The sequence below is a fragment of the Sphingomonas sp. LH128 genome (genome assembly GCF_000293195.2).
Taxonomy (GTDB): Bacteria; Pseudomonadota; Alphaproteobacteria; order Sphingomonadales; family Sphingomonadaceae; genus Novosphingobium; species Novosphingobium resinovorum_A.
Map to the genome: position 1 here is coordinate 1 of NZ_ALVC01000194.1, position 15,599 is coordinate 15,599.

General features: G+C 66.3%; 20 protein-coding genes. 9 read left to right on the top strand and 11 right to left on the bottom strand.

All coding sequences use genetic code 11. From position 1 onward, the window contains the following. Positions 1-95: 95 nt before the first annotated feature. Entirely contained in the window at positions 96-686 is a 591-nt protein-coding gene (locus LH128_RS15845) for a thymidine kinase (protein WP_008830671.1), read from the bottom strand. 139 nt (positions 687-825) lie between these two features. On the opposite strand from LH128_RS15845, the gene LH128_RS15850 reads away from it, so the two are divergent. Next, a complete protein-coding gene (locus LH128_RS15850; protein ID WP_008830672.1) occupies positions 826-2,409 on the top strand; it encodes a DUF1963 domain-containing protein in 1,584 nt (527 codons plus the stop codon). Positions 2,410-2,417: 8 nt separating this feature from the next. Here LH128_RS15850 and LH128_RS15855 read toward each other — a convergent pair whose 3' ends face one another. Both LH128_RS15855 and rbfA read right to left on the bottom strand, forming a co-directional pair. Continuing rightward, on the bottom strand, positions 2,418-3,146 hold the full coding sequence (locus tag LH128_RS15855) for an alpha/beta fold hydrolase (RefSeq protein WP_008830673.1): 729 nt from the start codon (positions 3,144-3,146) through the stop codon (positions 2,418-2,420). Positions 3,147-3,242: 96 nt separating this feature from the next. After that, the gene (gene rbfA / locus LH128_RS15860) at positions 3,243-3,635 is read right to left on the bottom strand and encodes a 30S ribosome-binding factor RbfA (RefSeq protein ID WP_008830674.1); all 393 of its coding nucleotides are present in this window, start codon (positions 3,633-3,635) and stop codon (positions 3,243-3,245) included. 110 nt (positions 3,636-3,745) lie between these two features. On the opposite strand from rbfA, the gene LH128_RS15865 reads away from it, so the two are divergent. Further along, the gene (locus LH128_RS15865; RefSeq protein WP_008830675.1) at positions 3,746-4,093 is read left to right on the top strand and encodes an RcnB family protein; all 348 of its coding nucleotides are present in this window, start codon (positions 3,746-3,748) and stop codon (positions 4,091-4,093) included. A 50-nt stretch (positions 4,094-4,143) separates the two neighbouring features. Here the strand turns inward: LH128_RS15865 and LH128_RS15870 are convergent, their stop codons facing one another. From LH128_RS15870 to pspF, 8 genes are all read right to left on the bottom strand, one after another. After that, positions 4,144-4,680, bottom strand: coding sequence for a DUF1697 domain-containing protein (locus LH128_RS15870; RefSeq protein WP_036530253.1), 537 nt, complete (start codon positions 4,678-4,680; stop codon positions 4,144-4,146). Positions 4,681-5,184: 504 nt separating this feature from the next. Continuing rightward, a complete protein-coding gene (gene infB / locus LH128_RS15875) occupies positions 5,185-7,947 on the bottom strand; it encodes a translation initiation factor IF-2 (protein ID WP_008830677.1) in 2,763 nt (920 codons plus the stop codon). Positions 7,948-7,969: 22 nt separating this feature from the next. Beyond that, the gene (locus LH128_RS15880; protein WP_008830678.1) at positions 7,970-8,728 is read right to left on the bottom strand and encodes a DUF448 domain-containing protein; all 759 of its coding nucleotides are present in this window, start codon (positions 8,726-8,728) and stop codon (positions 7,970-7,972) included. Further along, positions 8,709-10,331, bottom strand: a complete 1,623-nt coding sequence (nusA, locus tag LH128_RS15885; protein WP_008830679.1) for a transcription termination factor NusA — start codon at positions 10,329-10,331, stop codon at positions 8,709-8,711. The genes LH128_RS15880 and nusA overlap by 20 nt, the downstream gene beginning before the upstream one ends. A 3-nt stretch (positions 10,332-10,334) precedes the next feature. Continuing rightward, on the bottom strand, positions 10,335-10,907 hold the full coding sequence (gene rimP, locus LH128_RS15890) for a ribosome maturation protein RimP (RefSeq protein WP_008830680.1): 573 nt from the start codon (positions 10,905-10,907) through the stop codon (positions 10,335-10,337). 148 nt (positions 10,908-11,055) lie between these two features. Continuing rightward, entirely contained in the window at positions 11,056-11,355 is a 300-nt protein-coding gene (locus LH128_RS15895) for a CcdB family protein (protein ID WP_037519745.1), read from the bottom strand. Next, a complete protein-coding gene (locus tag LH128_RS15900) occupies positions 11,355-11,597 on the bottom strand; it encodes a type II toxin-antitoxin system CcdA family antitoxin (RefSeq protein ID WP_008830682.1) in 243 nt (80 codons plus the stop codon). Before LH128_RS15900 ends, LH128_RS15895 begins: the two co-directional genes overlap by 1 nt. Positions 11,598-11,656: 59 nt before the next feature. Next, positions 11,657-12,673 (bottom strand): phage shock protein operon transcriptional activator, encoded by a 1,017-nt coding sequence (pspF, locus tag LH128_RS15905; RefSeq protein ID WP_008830683.1) that lies wholly within the window; start codon positions 12,671-12,673, stop codon positions 11,657-11,659. 160 nt (positions 12,674-12,833) lie between these two features. On the opposite strand from pspF, the gene LH128_RS15910 reads away from it, so the two are divergent. Genes LH128_RS15910 through LH128_RS15940 form a run of 7 tightly spaced genes read left to right on the top strand, consistent with a single transcriptional unit; the run spans position 12,834 to position 15,472 of the window. Continuing rightward, on the top strand, positions 12,834-13,037 hold the full coding sequence (locus LH128_RS15910) for a hypothetical protein (protein ID WP_008830684.1): 204 nt from the start codon (positions 12,834-12,836) through the stop codon (positions 13,035-13,037). After that, positions 13,034-13,864, top strand: coding sequence for a phage shock protein PspA (gene pspA, locus LH128_RS15915; protein WP_008830685.1), 831 nt, complete (start codon positions 13,034-13,036; stop codon positions 13,862-13,864). The genes LH128_RS15910 and pspA overlap by 4 nt, the downstream gene beginning before the upstream one ends. A 27-nt stretch (positions 13,865-13,891) precedes the next feature. Next, positions 13,892-14,284 carry a PspC domain-containing protein gene (locus tag LH128_RS15920; protein ID WP_008830686.1) on the top strand — a complete coding sequence of 131 codons (393 nt, stop codon included), beginning with the start codon at positions 13,892-13,894 and terminating at the stop codon, positions 14,282-14,284. Between the two features lie 34 nt (positions 14,285-14,318). Then, on the top strand, positions 14,319-14,600 hold the full coding sequence (locus tag LH128_RS15925) for a hypothetical protein (RefSeq protein ID WP_008830687.1): 282 nt from the start codon (positions 14,319-14,321) through the stop codon (positions 14,598-14,600). Between the two features lie 10 nt (positions 14,601-14,610). Then, on the top strand, positions 14,611-14,919 hold the full coding sequence (locus tag LH128_RS15930) for a hypothetical protein (protein WP_008830688.1): 309 nt from the start codon (positions 14,611-14,613) through the stop codon (positions 14,917-14,919). Continuing rightward, positions 14,916-15,224 (top strand): hypothetical protein, encoded by a 309-nt coding sequence (locus LH128_RS15935; protein ID WP_008830689.1) that lies wholly within the window; start codon positions 14,916-14,918, stop codon positions 15,222-15,224. The genes LH128_RS15930 and LH128_RS15935 overlap by 4 nt, the downstream gene beginning before the upstream one ends. Further along, a complete protein-coding gene (locus LH128_RS15940) occupies positions 15,221-15,472 on the top strand; it encodes a hypothetical protein (protein ID WP_008830690.1) in 252 nt (83 codons plus the stop codon). Before LH128_RS15935 ends, LH128_RS15940 begins: the two co-directional genes overlap by 4 nt. Positions 15,473-15,599 lie beyond the last annotated feature (127 nt).

Consider the following 15,599-nt stretch of genomic DNA (forward strand, 5'->3'; position numbering starts at 1 on the left):
CCCCCCCCCCCCCCGACTGCGTCGGCGGTCCCTCTCCCCATCGCTGCGCGACAGGGAGGATCAGGCAGTGTCCGCAATGGGCAGTCCGAATAGCCCTACCGCCCCAGCGCCTCGCTGAAATGGCGGCGACACAGCGCCACGTAGCGGTCGTTGCCGCCGATCTCGGTCTGCGCGCCTTCGCTGACGGCCCGGCCGCCGTCATCCACGCGCAAGTTCATCGACGCCTTGCGCCCACAGTGGCACACCGCCTTGAGCTCGATGAGCGAGTCCGCGATCCCCAGCAGGATCGCCGCTCCGGGGAACAGATCGCCGCGAAAATCGGTGCGCAGGCCGTAGCAGAGGACCGGAATGCCCACCTTGTCGGCGATGTCCGCGCATTGCCACGCCTGCGCAGCGGTGAGGAACTGCGCTTCGTCCACCAGCACGCAGGACAGCGGCTCCACCGCGTGGGCGGCGCGCACTTGTTCGCACAAGTCGGTCAACGGGCCGAACCGGTGCGCCGAGGCATGCAGGCCGATGCGGCTTTCGATCGCGTGATCGGCGCCCATTCCGGCGCTGCGATCGTCTATCGCGGCGGTCCACAGCATCGTCTTCATACCCCGCTCACGGTAGTTGAAGGCTGCCTGCAGCAGCGTCGTCGATTTGCCCGCGTTCATGCTGGCGTAGTAGAAATAGAGCTTGGCCATCGGTTGCTGGGGATAACACCGCCCCGAATGCGGCGCACGGTCTTTCCCGGGCTTCTCCCCGGGTCAATTGCCCTTAACAATCAAGATCGAAGTCCAAGGGAGTGCCGGATGAGGCCGTGGTCATGAAGAAGCCGGGCGCATGAAGAAACTGATCGCCGCGCTGGCGGCCTTTGCGCTGCCCGCGCTCCTTGCTGCCTGGCTGGCGCTCGCGCCGCTGGGCGGGCAGTATGCCTCGCTCGATCCGCTCGCCGAGCGCGTGATCGGCATGCAGGGGCGCAATGCGGCCGTCTTCGCGCTGCTGATGGCCGGGATCGGCCTTGCCGTGCTGGCCGCGCTCGCGGTGCGCGGCAAACCCGCGGAACGACTGACGTATCAACCGCAAGTCGCACCGCAGCAATTCGGCCGCCGCCGCCGCAAGCTCACCGCCGAGCCGGACCCGGCTGAAGAAGAGAGCCCCGAAGAAGACGCCCTCCCGTTCGAGGAGCCTGCCACCGAAGAGCCCGCGGACGAGCCGGAAGCCCCCGCCCTCTCCCCGCAGCCGACGGTGGCGTCTGCCCCCGTCGTGCTCGTGCGCAAGCAGCGGGAGCGGCGGCGCGACTGGTTCGGCGATGCCAGTTGGCTCGGCGGCCTGCCGCGCCTCGGCAATGCCGAATGGCCGCGCGACGAAGCGGGGACGCCGCTGCCCTTCGCGGCGCAGATCGACTTGTCCGAACTCGCCGCCGCCCGCCCGGACATGCCGCTGCCGCGCAGTGGATCGCTGGCGTTCTTCCTCGGCGCGGGTGCAGTCGTCGCCGTGCCGGAGGGCATCCACGACTTCACAGACCCGCCCACCGACCTGCCGCCCGCCTATGACGAGGGAGGGCTGCCCTTCCCCACCCGCCACACCCGCCTGACCCGCTGGTTCTTCCCGTTCTGGCCGGTGAGCCCGGTGGCGCTCGACCCGACCGGCCCGCAGAGCGACGCGGCGCTCGCCGTCCGCCTCGGCGCGGCCTTGCGTGATCATACCTTCTACGCGGCGGGCGTCGGCGCTCCGGTCGAGGCCCTGTGGTGGCATGCGGTGATCCATTTGTCCGACCGCCTGCACGAGGCGCTCGACGAGGCGCCGCGCCTGCTTTCGCGCCGCCGTGACGAGATGGCGCGCCAGAACGCGGAAATCGCCCGCCTGCGCACCGATGCGGCCGCGATCCCCTACGCATTGGAAGATGCGCAGGAGATCGCCGAGCAGATCGAGGGCGAATACGCGCTGCTTCAGGACCAATGCGCCGCGCTGCCCGCTATGGTCGCCGCGCTCGACCAGTTCATCGCCGGGCGCGAGCCGATGAAGCGCCTGACGGCCGAGGAACTTGCGGTGGTCGGCGACATCCTCGCCGAGCTGCACGAGAGGTACGGCGAAGTGGTGCAGGCGCACCTGCCCGGCACGCTTGCCGACCTCGCGACGATCTCGCTGCGCACGATGGTGTCCGGCCCACCCGAAACCCTCGCCGCCGTGCCGGACGCCGTGCTCTCACGGATCAACCGCGAATACCGCATGCCGCCCGTCCATCACCACCGGATGCTCGACGCCGAAACCGACGGCAGCGAAGTCCTGCTGCTGCAACTCGGCTACGACGACCTGATGGAGTGGGCATGGGAGGAAACCGGCGCCTGGCGTTTCCGCATCGGCGCCCAGGCCCTGCTTACCAGAGACTGGCAGGCAGCGACGCTGGCGTTCGAGACGGACTGACAGGCCGGTCAGGACCGCGCCTCGGCCAGCAGCAATTCGGCGAGCGCTTCGGGACGGGTATTCATGACCTGATGCCCGGCATCGATGCGGTGCAGTCGGCGCGCATGAAGCCGGTCGGCGAAGCGCTCCTGCCACGAAGCCGGCAAGGCCATGTCGCGCAAGGCGACGACGTAGCAGGCCGGGATCGCGCGCAAGTGGTCGTAGCGCCATTCGCTGTAGGTATAGGCGCTCGCGGGCCATCCGTCGTGGCCGAGCTTTCCAAGGAAGGCTGCCGCCTCGCCCTCCTCCATGTCGTTGCAGAACATGGTTGCGTAGCGCTCGGCTTCGGCCCCGAATGGATAGCCGACTTCCTCGACACTCGACCCGCGCGGCCCGCGCCCCATCTGATCGAGCGTCGTCAGGCCCGGCAGGGGCGCCGAACAGGTGACGTAGGCCAGCTTGCCGATGAGGCCGCCGGGCGCAAGTTCAGCCATGTGCGGGATCGTCATGCCTGCCTGCGAATGGCCCACCAGCATGACCTCGCGCAGCCCGGAGGCGAGGATGTCGCCGATCAGTTCGCGCGTCGTGTCGGCGAAGGCATAGGCGGCGGTATCCACGCCGCGCTTCGCGCCGCAACCGGGCGCATCCAGCGCAAGGCAGCGCACTGCCCCGCCGGACTGACGCCCGACCGCCGCGATCGTCTCCTCCCAGACCCAGCCGCCCTGTCCGCCGCCATGGAGGAACACCATGTCGCGCATACCCGCTCTCCCGATCATCGAATTGCGATCAGGGTAGCGGGCCGGGCGAGCGGAGGAAGAGGCAGCGCCGGGTGATCGTCCCGGCGGTGCGGACGGTCAGCCCTCGAGGTCGCGCTTCACGCGCGGGTCGTTGAGCAACGCGTCGATGCGGCTCGCCTCGTCGAACGTCTGGTCGGAGCGGAACTGGATCTTGGCCGCGAACTTCAGCTTGAGCCGCTGGGCGACCTCGCGCTGGAAATAGGCGGTATTGGTCCGCAGCGCCTTGAGCACTTCCTCCTCGTGCTCGCCCAGCAAGGGCTTCACGAAGACGGCGGCCTGCCGCAGATCGGGTGTCATGCGCACTTCGGTGACGGAGACCGTATGTGCGCTCAGCGTGTCGTCGTGGACCTGCTGGCGGGCGAGAATCTCGGAAATGACGTGGCGCACCTGCTCACCCACCTTGAGGAGGCGGACGGAGTGCTGTTCGGGAGTTGTCTGGTTTTTTGCCATTTGATGCGTCCATGTGGGCCGGGCGCGACAATTTGCAACAAACTGTTACGCCTCCTTACCCGGCTCTTGGCGTTATCCCGGATGAAACGTGCCGTCAAAGGAGTCGCACCATGAAAAAGTTCACCGCCGCCCTGCTCAGCGCCGCGCTGCTGGTCCCCGGCATCGCGGCAGCGCCTGCCATGGCGCAGCCCGCCCACCACGACGATCGTGGAAATCGCGACGATCGCGGCCCGCACAAGACCGTCGTGACGCAGAAGACGACCTACAAGTCCTTCCGCAAGGGCCAGAAGTTCGATCGCCGCTATGCGCGCAACTATCAGGTCGTCGACTATCGCAAGTACCGCAACGTCAAGGCGCCGCCGCGCGGCTACCACTACGTGCGCTCGGGCAACGACATGCTGCTCGTGGGCATCACCAGCGGTATCGTCGCCTCGGTGCTGGCGGGCCAGTTCCGCTAAGGCCGACTGGCGGGATCAGAGGGCGGGCCGCTCGCGCGGCCCGCCCTTTTTCATGCCATCTTCGCGGCGATCCGCGCGAGCGAGCGCACGTTGCGCGCGGTGCCCCGGCAGCCGAGACGCCGCTCAATGAAGGCATTGGTGAGCTTGGAATGGCCCGCGCCGTCCACGTAATCGATGTAGAGGCAGCGCGGCCCCATCGCGATCTTCTCCGGCCCGCGCCCGGCATGGTCGGCCACCAGCTTGTCGAATGCCGACTGATCGGCATCACGTTCCAGGAACAGCGTGTGGACGTAATGGTCCTGTCCGATTCCGGTGAACGGATTGTCCTCCACCGCCGAGCGTACTTCCCCGGCGTTGCGCACGGCGGCGAAGGTGTTCATGTCGAAGCGGTCGAGCATCATGTGCGCGAACAGGTCTTCCAGCCCGTCGGTAGGCCGCTCGTCAAAATCGAACAGGACGTTGCCGCTGGCGACGACGGTTTCGACGTTCTCGAACTCCTCGCGCTCGAAGGCATAGCGCAAGTCCGCCATGGTCAGGCGGTTACCGCCCACGTTGATCGAGGCGAAGAAGGCGCAGTAGCGGGTCATCTTGAATGCTTCCGAAGATTGATGAAGGCCGACCTCGCCTACCACGATTGATGCGCCCGGTTAAAGTTCCGCAAGGCCGGAAGGCGCGCCCTTGCAAGGGGGCCTGGAGCGATGTAATTTGTGCCCATCACCACGGTTTGAATGTTCATTCAACCTGCCGAGCCCGGATGTTCCAGCATCCGGGCTCTTTTCGTAAGAACGCTCGACCATATCGGAGGTCGGCGTTCCAGCGCCGACCTCCTCTACCGGCTACTTGCGGCCCAGTTCGATCAGCTTGATCGTCAGGGTTACCAGCGCGACGATCAAACTCGCCACGCCAAGCACCAGCATCACCACGACTTGTGTGTCCATCCACATCACCTGCCTTTCCGCCGCCAGTTGCGACCGACGTGGTATAGGCGCGATGCGCATCCGCTCCCGATTAAATCCCGGCAAACGAAAGCGGCCACCGCCGGGTCTCCCCGACGATGGCCGCATCGATCAGCGTTGATGTAAGATCGAGCCTTAGCCGACGGTACGCTCGCGGTGGCTGACTTCGAAGACTTCGAGGTGGTCGCCAGCCTTGATGTCGTTCGTATCGGCCAGCACAACGCCGCATTCCAGACCGGCGCGCACTTCGTCGACGTCGTCCTTGAAGCGGCGCAGCGAGGAGATCGTCGTCGCCGAAACAATGACGTCGTTGCGGGTGAGACGCGCGCTGAGACCCTTGCGGATGTAGCCCTCGACCACCAGCAGACCCGCTGCCTTGTCGCGCTTGCCGGCCGGGAAGACCTGCTTGACCTCGGCGCGGCCGACGACGGTTTCGATGCGCTCCGGCCCCCAGATGCCCGCCATCTGCTTCGCGACCTCTGCTGTCAGCTCGTAGATGACGTCGTAGTACATCATCGGCGTCTTGGTACGCTCGACCAGTTCGCGCGCCTTGGCGTTCGGACGGACGTTGAAGCCGACGATCGGCGCACCGCTGGCAGCCGCCAGCGACACGTCGGTCTCGGTGATCGCGCCAACGCCCGAGTTCAGGATGCGAACCTTGATCTCGTCGTTCGAGAGGGCGTGGAGCGCGGCGTTGATCGCCTCGACCGAACCCTGCACGTCCGCCTTGATGACCACCGGGTACTCGATGACCTTCTGCTTGTCGGCCAGGGCCGAGAACATCGTGTCGAGGCTGGCGGGCGCCATCGCGGTGCGCTTGGCGGTCGCCTGCTCCTGACGCCAGGCCGAAACCTCGCGCGCGCGGCTTTCGCTCTCGACCACGGTGAGCATGTCACCGGCCATCGGCACGCCGCCGATACCCAGCACTTCCACCGGCATCGCGGGCGGAGCGACCTTGAGCTGACGCCCCTTGTCGTCGAGCATGGCGCGCACGCGGCCGCTCTCGGTGCCGACGACGAGGATGTCGCCGACCTTGAGCGTGCCACGGTTGACCAGCACCGTCGCGAGCGGACCCTTGCCCTTGTCGAGCTTGGCTTCGATCACGGTGGCTTCGGCCATGCGGTCCGGGTTGGCCTTCAGTTCCATCAGTTCGGCCTGGAGCAGGATCTTCTCGATCAGCTCGTCCAGACCCTTGCCGGTCTTGGCCGAGACTTCGACGTCCTGCACGTCACCCGACATTTCCTCGACCACGATCGAGTGTTCGAGCAGACGCTCACGCACCTTCTGCGGGTTGGCTTCGGGCTTGTCGCACTTGTTGATCGCGACGATCATCGGCACGCCGGCGGCCTTGGTGTGATTGATGGCCTCGACCGTCTGCGGCATGATGCCGTCGTCGGCCGCGACCACCAGCACCACGATGTCCGTGACGTTGGCACCGCGCATGCGCATCTGCGTGAAGGCGGCGTGGCCCGGGGTGTCGAGGAAGGTGACGAAGTCGCCGCCCTTGGTCTTGATCTGGTAGGCGCCCATGTGCTGGGTGATGCCGCCCGCCTCGCCGCGCACGACGTCGGTGCCGCGCAGCGCGTCGAGCAGCGAGGTCTTGCCGTGGTCGACGTGGCCCATGATCGTGACGACCGGCGGACGCGCCTTCAGCGTGTCCTCGGGATCGACGTCGACGGTGTGGTCGATGTCGATGTCGCTTTCCGACACGCGCTGGACGTTGTGGCCGAATTCCTCGACCAGCAGCTCCGCCGTATCCTGGTCGATCGTCTGGTTGACGGTGACCATCATGCCCATCTTGAACATCGACTTGACGAGGTCCGCCGCCTTTTCGGCCATGCGGTTCGCCAGTTCGGCGACGGTGATCGCCTCAGGCACGATGACGTCGCGAACCTGCTTCTCGCGCGGCTGCGAACGGCCGCTGTAGCTGGAACGACGCTCCTTCTCACGCGCGCGCTTGAGCGCGGCGAGCGAACGGGCGCGTGCGCCCTCGTCGTCGTTGAGCGCACGGTTGACGGTCAGCTTGCCGGCCTGGCGACGATCGCCGCCCTTGGCATTGCGGTCGTTCTGCGAGTTTGCCGCCGGACGGGCCGGGGTTGCCGGGCCCTTCTTGGCGCCGAGCGGCGCGCGCGCGGCAGTGCCACCAGCGGTATTGCCACCGCCCGAGGTCGAGGCCGCAGGCGCGGTCGGTTCGGCACGGCGCGGCTCGGGGCGCTGCACCGGGGTGAAGCGACGCGCGGCCGGAGCCGGAGTTGCGACCGGCGCGGGAGCCGGGGCAGGTGCAGCGGCCTTGGCGACAGGAGCCGGCGCAGGCGCTTGCGCCACCGGTGCGGGAGCCTCGGCAGCAGCCGGAGCTTCGACGACGGCCGGGGTCTCGGCTGCGATGGGCGCTGGTGCGGGTTCGGGCGCAGCGACAGGCTCGGGCGCCTTGACGGGCTCGGCCGGTGCGGCGGCTGCGGCAGCCGCTTCCTCTTCGGCGCGGCGATTGGCTTCGACGCGCTGCTTCTCTTCGTCGATCGCGCGCTGGCGCTGTTCCTGCTCGCGGCGGGTCGCCTCCTCGAGCATCTGCATGCGGGCTTCCTCAGCCTCGCGCTGCATGCGGGCGACGCGCTCCTGCGGCGTTTCGTTCGAGGGCGCTGGGCGACGGACGGGCGGCGGGGGCGGAGCCGCAGGACGCGGTGCTGCAGCCTGCGGAGCAGGTGCCGGAGCAGCGGCGGGCGCCGGAGTCGCTTCGCCTTCGGGCTTGCCGCCCGGCATCAGCTTGCGGCGCTTCACCTCGACCACCACCTTGTTGGTGCGGCCGTGGCTGAAGGTCTGCTTGACCTCACCCGCTTCCACTGAGCGCTTAAGCCCAAGCGGCTTGCGGCCCAGGGTCGGTTTGTTGTCGGTCTCGCTCATATTTCTCGTCTTCGCCCTTCGCTCAATTCGTCGTCACGGAGTCGGCCTGGGCCGCTCCGTCAGTGTCATCCATGCCGGGCCTGTGTAAGTCACTTTGGCCGTCGTCCCCGTTCGAGGCCTCCCGGCTGATGACCTGCCCTTGGAAATGCAGGAGGCGCTTTAGCAGCGTTTCGACTCGGTCAGCCGCTCCGCGATCGTTCAGCGCCAGGTGAACGACGTTGTCGCGGCCCAATGCCACAGACAACGTGTCCCGGTCCAGAGGCAAGGTGACGCCTCGCAGACCAGTTCCTTCCGCCTCGGACCCGACCCGCCAGGCCTGGTCCAGCTTGCGCGATCCGTCCTCGCGCGCGTCGGCGGCATGGGCAAGCCATTCGACCCGGCCCTCACGCGCGTTCTGCGCGATGCGGTCCGAGCCCATGAGCAGCCTGCCCGATTTCAGTTCGAGGCCCAGCCGGTCGGTAAGCGCGCGCGACAGCGCAGCCTCGATCCGATCCGCCAGGTCGTCGGGGATGGTAATGGCCGCGCCTTTATAAGCGCGCGCCAGTGCTCCCTTAAGTTTGTTCTTCGACACCGCGATTTCAAGGGTCTCGCGAGAAACGCCGATCCACGCGCCGCGCCCGGGGGCACGCGCGTGGACGTCGGGGAGCACCAGACCGTCCGGCGAGATCGCCAGACGGATGAACTCCCCGCGCACAGCCTTCTCGCCGGAGAGGATACAAGTCCTCTCCGCCGAATTGCCGTCAATGTCGGAGCTTACGCGCTCATTGCGAGGATTCCGCATCGGCGGCCTCCTCGGTCTGCGGTTCGTCTTCGAACCAGTGAGCGCGCGCGGCCATGATGATCTCGTTGCCCTGCTCTTCGGTCAGGCCGTACTCACCGAGCACGCCGCCCTTGTCCTCGTCGCGGCCCGAGCGCTTGTTCACCGAACCGTCGCGGCGACGCTGTTCGGTACGCTTCTTGGCGATGAGTTCGTCGGTCGCGAGGTCGGCGAGGTCGTCGAGCGTCTTGATCCCGCCCTTGCCCAGCACGACCAGCATCGCTTCGGTGAGGTGCGGCAGTTCGGCCAGCGCATCCTCGACGCCCAGCGCACGGCGGGCTTCGCGGTTGGCTTCCTCGCGGCGATCGAGCGCTTCCTGCGCACGGTTCTGCAGTTCTTCGGCCAGCTCTTCGTCGAAGCCTTCGATGTTCGCCAGTTCGGCGGCATCGATATAGGCGACTTCTTCCAGTTCGCTGAAGCCTTCGGCGACCAGCAGCTGCGAGAGCGTCTCGTCGACGTCCAGCTCTTCCTCGAACATCTTCGAGCGCTCGACGAATTCCTTCTGGCGCTTCTCCGAAGATTCCGCCTCGGTCATGATGTCGATCTGCGAGCCGGTCAGCTGCGAGGCCAGACGCACGTTCTGACCACGGCGACCGATTGCCAGCGAAAGCTGGTCGTCAGGCACCACCACCTCGATCCGGCTTTCTTCCTCGTCGATGACGACGCGGCTGACGGTCGCGGGCTGCAGCGCGTTGACCACGAACGTCGCGGTGTCCTCGCTCCAGGGGATGATGTCGATCTTCTCGCCCTGCATTTCCTGCACGACCGCCTGCACGCGGCTGCCCTTCATGCCGACGCAGGCGCCGACCGGATCGATCGAGCTGTCGTTGCTGATCACGCCGATCTTGGCGCGCGAGCCCGGATCGCGGGCAGCGGCCTTGATCTCGATCACGCCGTCGTAAATTTCCGGGACTTCCTGCGCGAACAGGCGCTTCATGAAGTCCGGGTGCGCGCGGCTGAGGAAGATCTGCGGGCCGCGGTTCTGGCGCTCGACGCGCAGGACCAGCGCCCGCACGCGCTCGCCGACGCGGGCGGCTTCGCGGGGGATCTGCTGGTCGCGGCGGATCACGCCCTCGGCGCGGCCGAGGTTGACGATCACGTGGCCGAACTCGACCGACTTGATGACGCCGGTGATGACTTCGCCCGCGCGGTCCTTGAACTCTTCGTACTGACGGTCACGCTCGGCGTCGCGGACCTTCTGGAAGATCACCTGCTTGGCCGACTGCGCGTCGATGCGGCCGAGGTCCACCGGAGGCAGCGGATCGACGATGAAGTCGCCCAGCGCAGCGCCCTTCTGGAGCTTCTCGGCCTGCTTGAGGTCGACCTGCTTGAAGTAGTCCTCGACCTCTTCCACGACTTCGACGACGCGCCACAGGCGCAAGTCGCCGGTACGCGGATCGAGCTTCGCGCGGATGTCGTTCTCGGCGCCGTAGCGGTTGCGGGCCGACTTCTGGATGGCTTCTTCCATCGCCTCGATGACGATCGACTTGTCGATCATCTTTTCCGAAGCAACGGAGTTCGCAATCGCGATCAGCTCGGCGCGGTTGGCGGAAATCGCACTGGCCATGGCTTAGTCTTCCTGTTCCTCAAGAATGTCGTCCGCGCCGCTGGTATCCTGCGGGCGGCTTGCTGCGATGAGCCTGTCGGTAAGGATCAGCCTTGCCGACTGAACGTCTGCGAGCGGGAAGGACACGCGGCCGGACTTCTTGTCCTCCAACGTGACCACTTCGCTTCCTGCCTCACCCTCGATGCCGACGAGGTCGCCGTGCAGGCCCTTGCGGTTGCCTTCGACGGGATTGATCAGGTTGATCTTCGCCTCATGGCCCGCCCAGTTGGCGTAGTCCTTGATGCGGGTGAGCGGACGGTCGATGCCCGGCGAGCTGACTTCGAGGCGATAGGCCTCCTCGATCAGCGTCTCGCCCGCTTCCTCCAGCGCATCCATGCGGTCGGAGATGCGGTGCGACAGCGCCGCGCAGTCGTCGAGCACGAGCTGGCCGGTCTTCGGGTCCTCAGCCATGATCTGGAGCGCGATCTCGTCGTCACCGACTTCGCTCTTGCCGAAAATGCGCACGCGAACGAGATCGAAGCCCAGGGCGGCGACCTCCGGCTCGATGACTTCGGTAAGGCGTGCGATATCGACCAATCTGGCTTCCGTTTCGTTTGTGCTTGCCGTGTGATGAGCAACGCGGTTTCGCGCCGGCCCCTACCGGCGCCAGCCCGTTCGTTGTTTCACCAATTACGGGATGACGGCCAGATAGTCGCGATTCTGGAAAAATGCAAGGGGAGAAGGGTCAGTACCCGGAGATGAGCATGTCGAGGGCATTGCCGATCGTGAGATCGTGTTCATGGAGCGACGTCACCCGAATCCGTAAATCCGACGCCGGCACCGATGCAACCAGTTGAGGCACCATGACGCAGCGCACGCCCTCAATCTCGAAAACGGGATTTAGACGCGGAACCGGAGGCGGTGCTTCGGCAAGTGGCAACAAGGGCGCGACAAACCTGGTCGCGAAGTCGCTCAACAAGTCAGCCTGACAATCAAGCATGTAGCCATCACGATGCGCCATTCGATACACATCGAATTTGGCCATCAGAACGGGCGATAGCGAGCCAGAGGCAACCCGTTGCGCTCGACATAGTCATTGAAAGATGCAATCGCCTCGGCATTTTCCCGCCGCCAGCGATCGGCCCGCGTTTCCGCGACCTGTTCGGCAAGCCCCCGTTCGCAGGCACTGGATACGTCCAGATCCAGAGCACGCGCCTCATCGAGAAGCGCTGCATCCAGCGAAACGCTGGCAGCCTTGCGGATTACGGGAGCAGAAGCCTTGGACATGCCCGCATCCTACATGCGCCGACAACGTGCCTCAAAGCATTAAATGTCCGATATCGAGCCTAAGCCCGCCCCTGATGCAGCCCGTGCTTCTTGAGGCAGTGGCGCAACTGGTCGTAAGTCAGGCCCAGCGCGCTCGCCACCTTGCGCTGATTCCAGCGCAGGCGTTCCAGCGCCGCCAGCAGCAGGCCGCGCTCGTGCGCCTCGACCGCGTCACGTAGAGAGGCCGGAGCCTCGAACGGCATTTCCGGCTCCGCCGCGCAGGGCAGCGGTGCAGGCACCACCTCCGCCATCGCGCGCAGCCCCCATGCACTGACGAAGGGATCGAACACCACTTCCGCGATCGGCGCAGCCTCATCCCCCCAGCGGTAGACCGCGCGCTCGACCACATTGCGCAGTTCGCGCACGTTGCCGGGCCATTCGTGCGCCTCCAGCGCCTCCATCGCGGCGCCCGAGAAGCCGGGGAAGCGACCCCACTCCAGTTCGCTGGCCATGCGGCGGCCGTAGTAGTCGGCCAGTTCCGCGACGTCCCCTTCCCGCGCGCGCAGCGGCGGCAGGGTGATGACCTCGAAGCTCAGTCGGTCGAGCAGGTCGGCGCGAAAGGTGCCCTCGGCGGCCATGCGCGGCAGGTCGGCGTTGGTGGCGGCGACGATGCGCACGTCCACCGTCACCGCGCGCGAGGAACCGATGCGCACGACCTCGCCATATTCGATCGCGCGCAGCAGGCGCTCCTGCGCGGCCATCGACAGGTTGCCCAGTTCGTCGAGGAACAGGGTGCCGCGATCCGCCTCCTCGAAGCGCCCTGCCCTCGCCCGTGTAGCCCCGGTGAAGGCGCCCGCCTCGTGGCCGAACAGTTCGGCCTCGATCAGCGTCTCGGGCAGCGCCGCGCAGTTGAGGGTCACCAGCGGCTCACCCCAGCGCGGGGAGAGGTGATGCAGGCGCTGGGCGATCAGTTCCTTGCCGGTCCCGCGCTCGCCGATGACGAGGACCGGACGGCGCACCGCGGCGGCGCGGCTGGCCCGCTCGACCGCGTCGAGGAAGGCAGAAGACTGGCCGATGAAGTGGGTGTCGCGGTCCATTCCTGAAAGTTAGCGAAATTTCCCATTCATTGGCAATTCATTTTACGCGCACTTTCACACGGAGAAACCGAAATCCCGCAAATCCGCCATTCGCGCAGTTTGGCACGGGGGTTGCTATTACTTCGGCAAGACCAAGTTCAGGACTAGAGGAAACTTCGACATGCTCCCGATCACTGCGAACAGCACCGGCCAGGGACGCTCCACCACCCCGCGTTCGACACTGGCCCGCACCAAGCTCGACTGGGCGATCATCGTCAGCATGCTGGCGATGGGCGCACTCAATCTCGTGGCGCTGGCCGACAAGGTCGCGGTGCCCGAGGCGCATGCCGCTTCGGTGCATTCGTGCGGAGCGCCGCTCGCATGAGCAGGCTCGACGCGGAGATCGAAGTGCTCCAGAATCCCGCCCCGAACGCACACTTCAATCCGGGGCGCGCCTACCGCTTCGACGCCGATGACATCCGGGCCACGACGGGTACTTTCACCTCGGGCCGCAGCTTCACCACAGGAACCACCGCCATGGGCATCTTCTCCCGCACCCGCGACATCATCGCCGCCAACTTCAACGACCTGCTCGACAAGGCCGAAGACCCGGCCAAGATGATCCGCCTGATCATCCTCGAGATGGAGGAGACGCTGGTGGAAGTGCGCACCAGTTCGGCCCGCACGATCGCGGACCAAAAGGAACTGCGCCGTCACGTGGGCAAGCTGGACAAGCTGCAGGCCGACTGGAACGACAAGGCGCAGCTGGCGCTGTCCAAGGACCGCGAGGACCTTGCCCGCGCCGCGCTGATGGAGCGCAAGAAGGCCGCCGACATGGCCGAGCAGCTCTCGGCCGAGATCCTCGTCCTCGACGATGCGCTGCGCGCCTACGAGGCCGACATCGAGAAGCTGCAGACCCGCCTGCGCGAGGCCCGCAGCCGCCAGTCGTCCATCGCGGCCCGCTTGCAGAGCGCGGAAAACAGGGTCAAGCTGCGCACCCTGCTGGCGAACGAGCGCGTGGACGAAGCCATGGCCCGGTTCGACCAGCTGGAGCGCCGCGTCGACTACGCGGAAGGCCGCGCCGAAGCCATGAGCCTCTCCGACCGCCGCCAGCCGACGCTCGCCGAGGAAATCGCAGCCTTGGCCGATGGCGACTCGATCGACGCGGAACTCGCGGAGATGAAGCGCCAGATGGCCGACAAGCAGCAGTAAGACATTCGAGGGAAGGGAAAACAGGCAATGTCTCGCGGACAATTCTATCTCGACAAGTCGAACGCCAAGATCTCGGGCGTGTGCTCAGGGATCGCGGATTACACCGGCGTCGATGCGCTGTGGATCCGGCTGGGCGCCGTGCTGCTGCTCTTCGCCGGGTTTCCGATCGTGATCGCCATCTACTTCGGCGTGGCCTGGCTGGCAGACAGCCGCCCGATGGGCCTCTATTCCGAGGACGAGGAAATGCGCCTGCTGCGCCGCATGGAACGCCGCCGCGCCCGCAAGGGGCTGACGGCAGCGCCTTCCTCCAGCCGCCTGCGCACCGATCTGTCCGACATGGACCGCCGGATCGCGGACATGGAGGCACACTATTCCAACAGCAACTCGCGCCTTGCGGCCGAGATCGACTCGCTGCGCTGACACGCAGCCATCCGGGCAACAGGGACACGACGACATGGAAGACGCAATCTGGGTGCTGATCCCGCTCGCACCGTTCATCATGGGCGGCTTCGCGATCTGGACCAAGCACCAGCGCAAGCTCGCCGAACTGCAGATCGAGGCGACCGCAGAAAAGGCCGCGCAATACGCCTCGCACAGCCGCGAACTCGAAGAGCGCGTGCGGGTGCTGGAGCGGATCATCACCGACGGCGGCTATGACACCGCCCTCCAGATCGAGGCGCTGCGGGACCGGCGCGAGGTCGAAAGCGCCCGCACGGCCGAGCCCAAGATCAACTGAGGAGACCGCCATGCAATGGGGTGGACCGGACTTCGTCCTCGTCATCGTCGGCATCTGTACCGGCGGCTGGGTGCTCAACAACTGGATCCGCGCGCGCCACGGCTATGCGCTGGAGGACGAATGGGGCGGCAAGACCGAGCGTACGGATCACGCCGCTGGGGCGCGACTGGCTGAGGAAAACGCGCAGCTGCGCGCCCGGCTGGAAGCGCTGGAGAGCCGCACCGCCAGCCTCGAAACCATCGTCACCGATACCGGATACACGACCGCCGCGCAGATAGAGAGCCTGCGCGCGCCGCTTCAGAAGGCAGCATCGCAATGAGCCCCGGCGATTTCCTCGGCCTTTGCGCCGTCCTCATCACCATCATCTCTGTCTTCGCGATCCTGATGGGCGCCTACAAGCGCCGCCTGGCCTTCCTCGAGCGCAAGCTGGAGATCACCGTCGGCGCGACCGCCGAAAAGGCCGCGCAGTACGCAGCGCAAAACAGCACGCTTGAAAATCGCGTGCGGGTGCTGGAAAGAATCATCACCGACGGCGGCAGCAGCCACGACATCGCGCTCCAGATCGAAGCGCTTCGAGTCGAGGACGCGCACGACGGCGATAGGGTGAAGGTGACCAAGCAATGAGTTTCTGGACTGCCGTAGTCGTTCTTTTCGCCATCGGCTGCGTGACCTGGCTCAAGTCCCAGCGCTACCGCGCGCTGGGCGACAAGCGGGACCGCGAGGTCGGCGGCTACGATCACACCGCCCGCGAACACGAACTGGAGCGCGAGGTCGAGACCATGCGCAAGCGCATCGCCGTCCTCGAACGCATCGCCACAGACGAACGGCGCGGCAAGGACCTTGCCCGCGAGATCGACGCCCTGCGGGATTGACATTTATAACCACATAGGTTATATGGCCCAGCATCCGATCCGGCGATGATCACGTTGGAAAGGTGTATCGGGTCGGCGTCGTGGGCCGGGATGCGGTTTCAGCCGTGATCGCGCAAACCACGCGTCC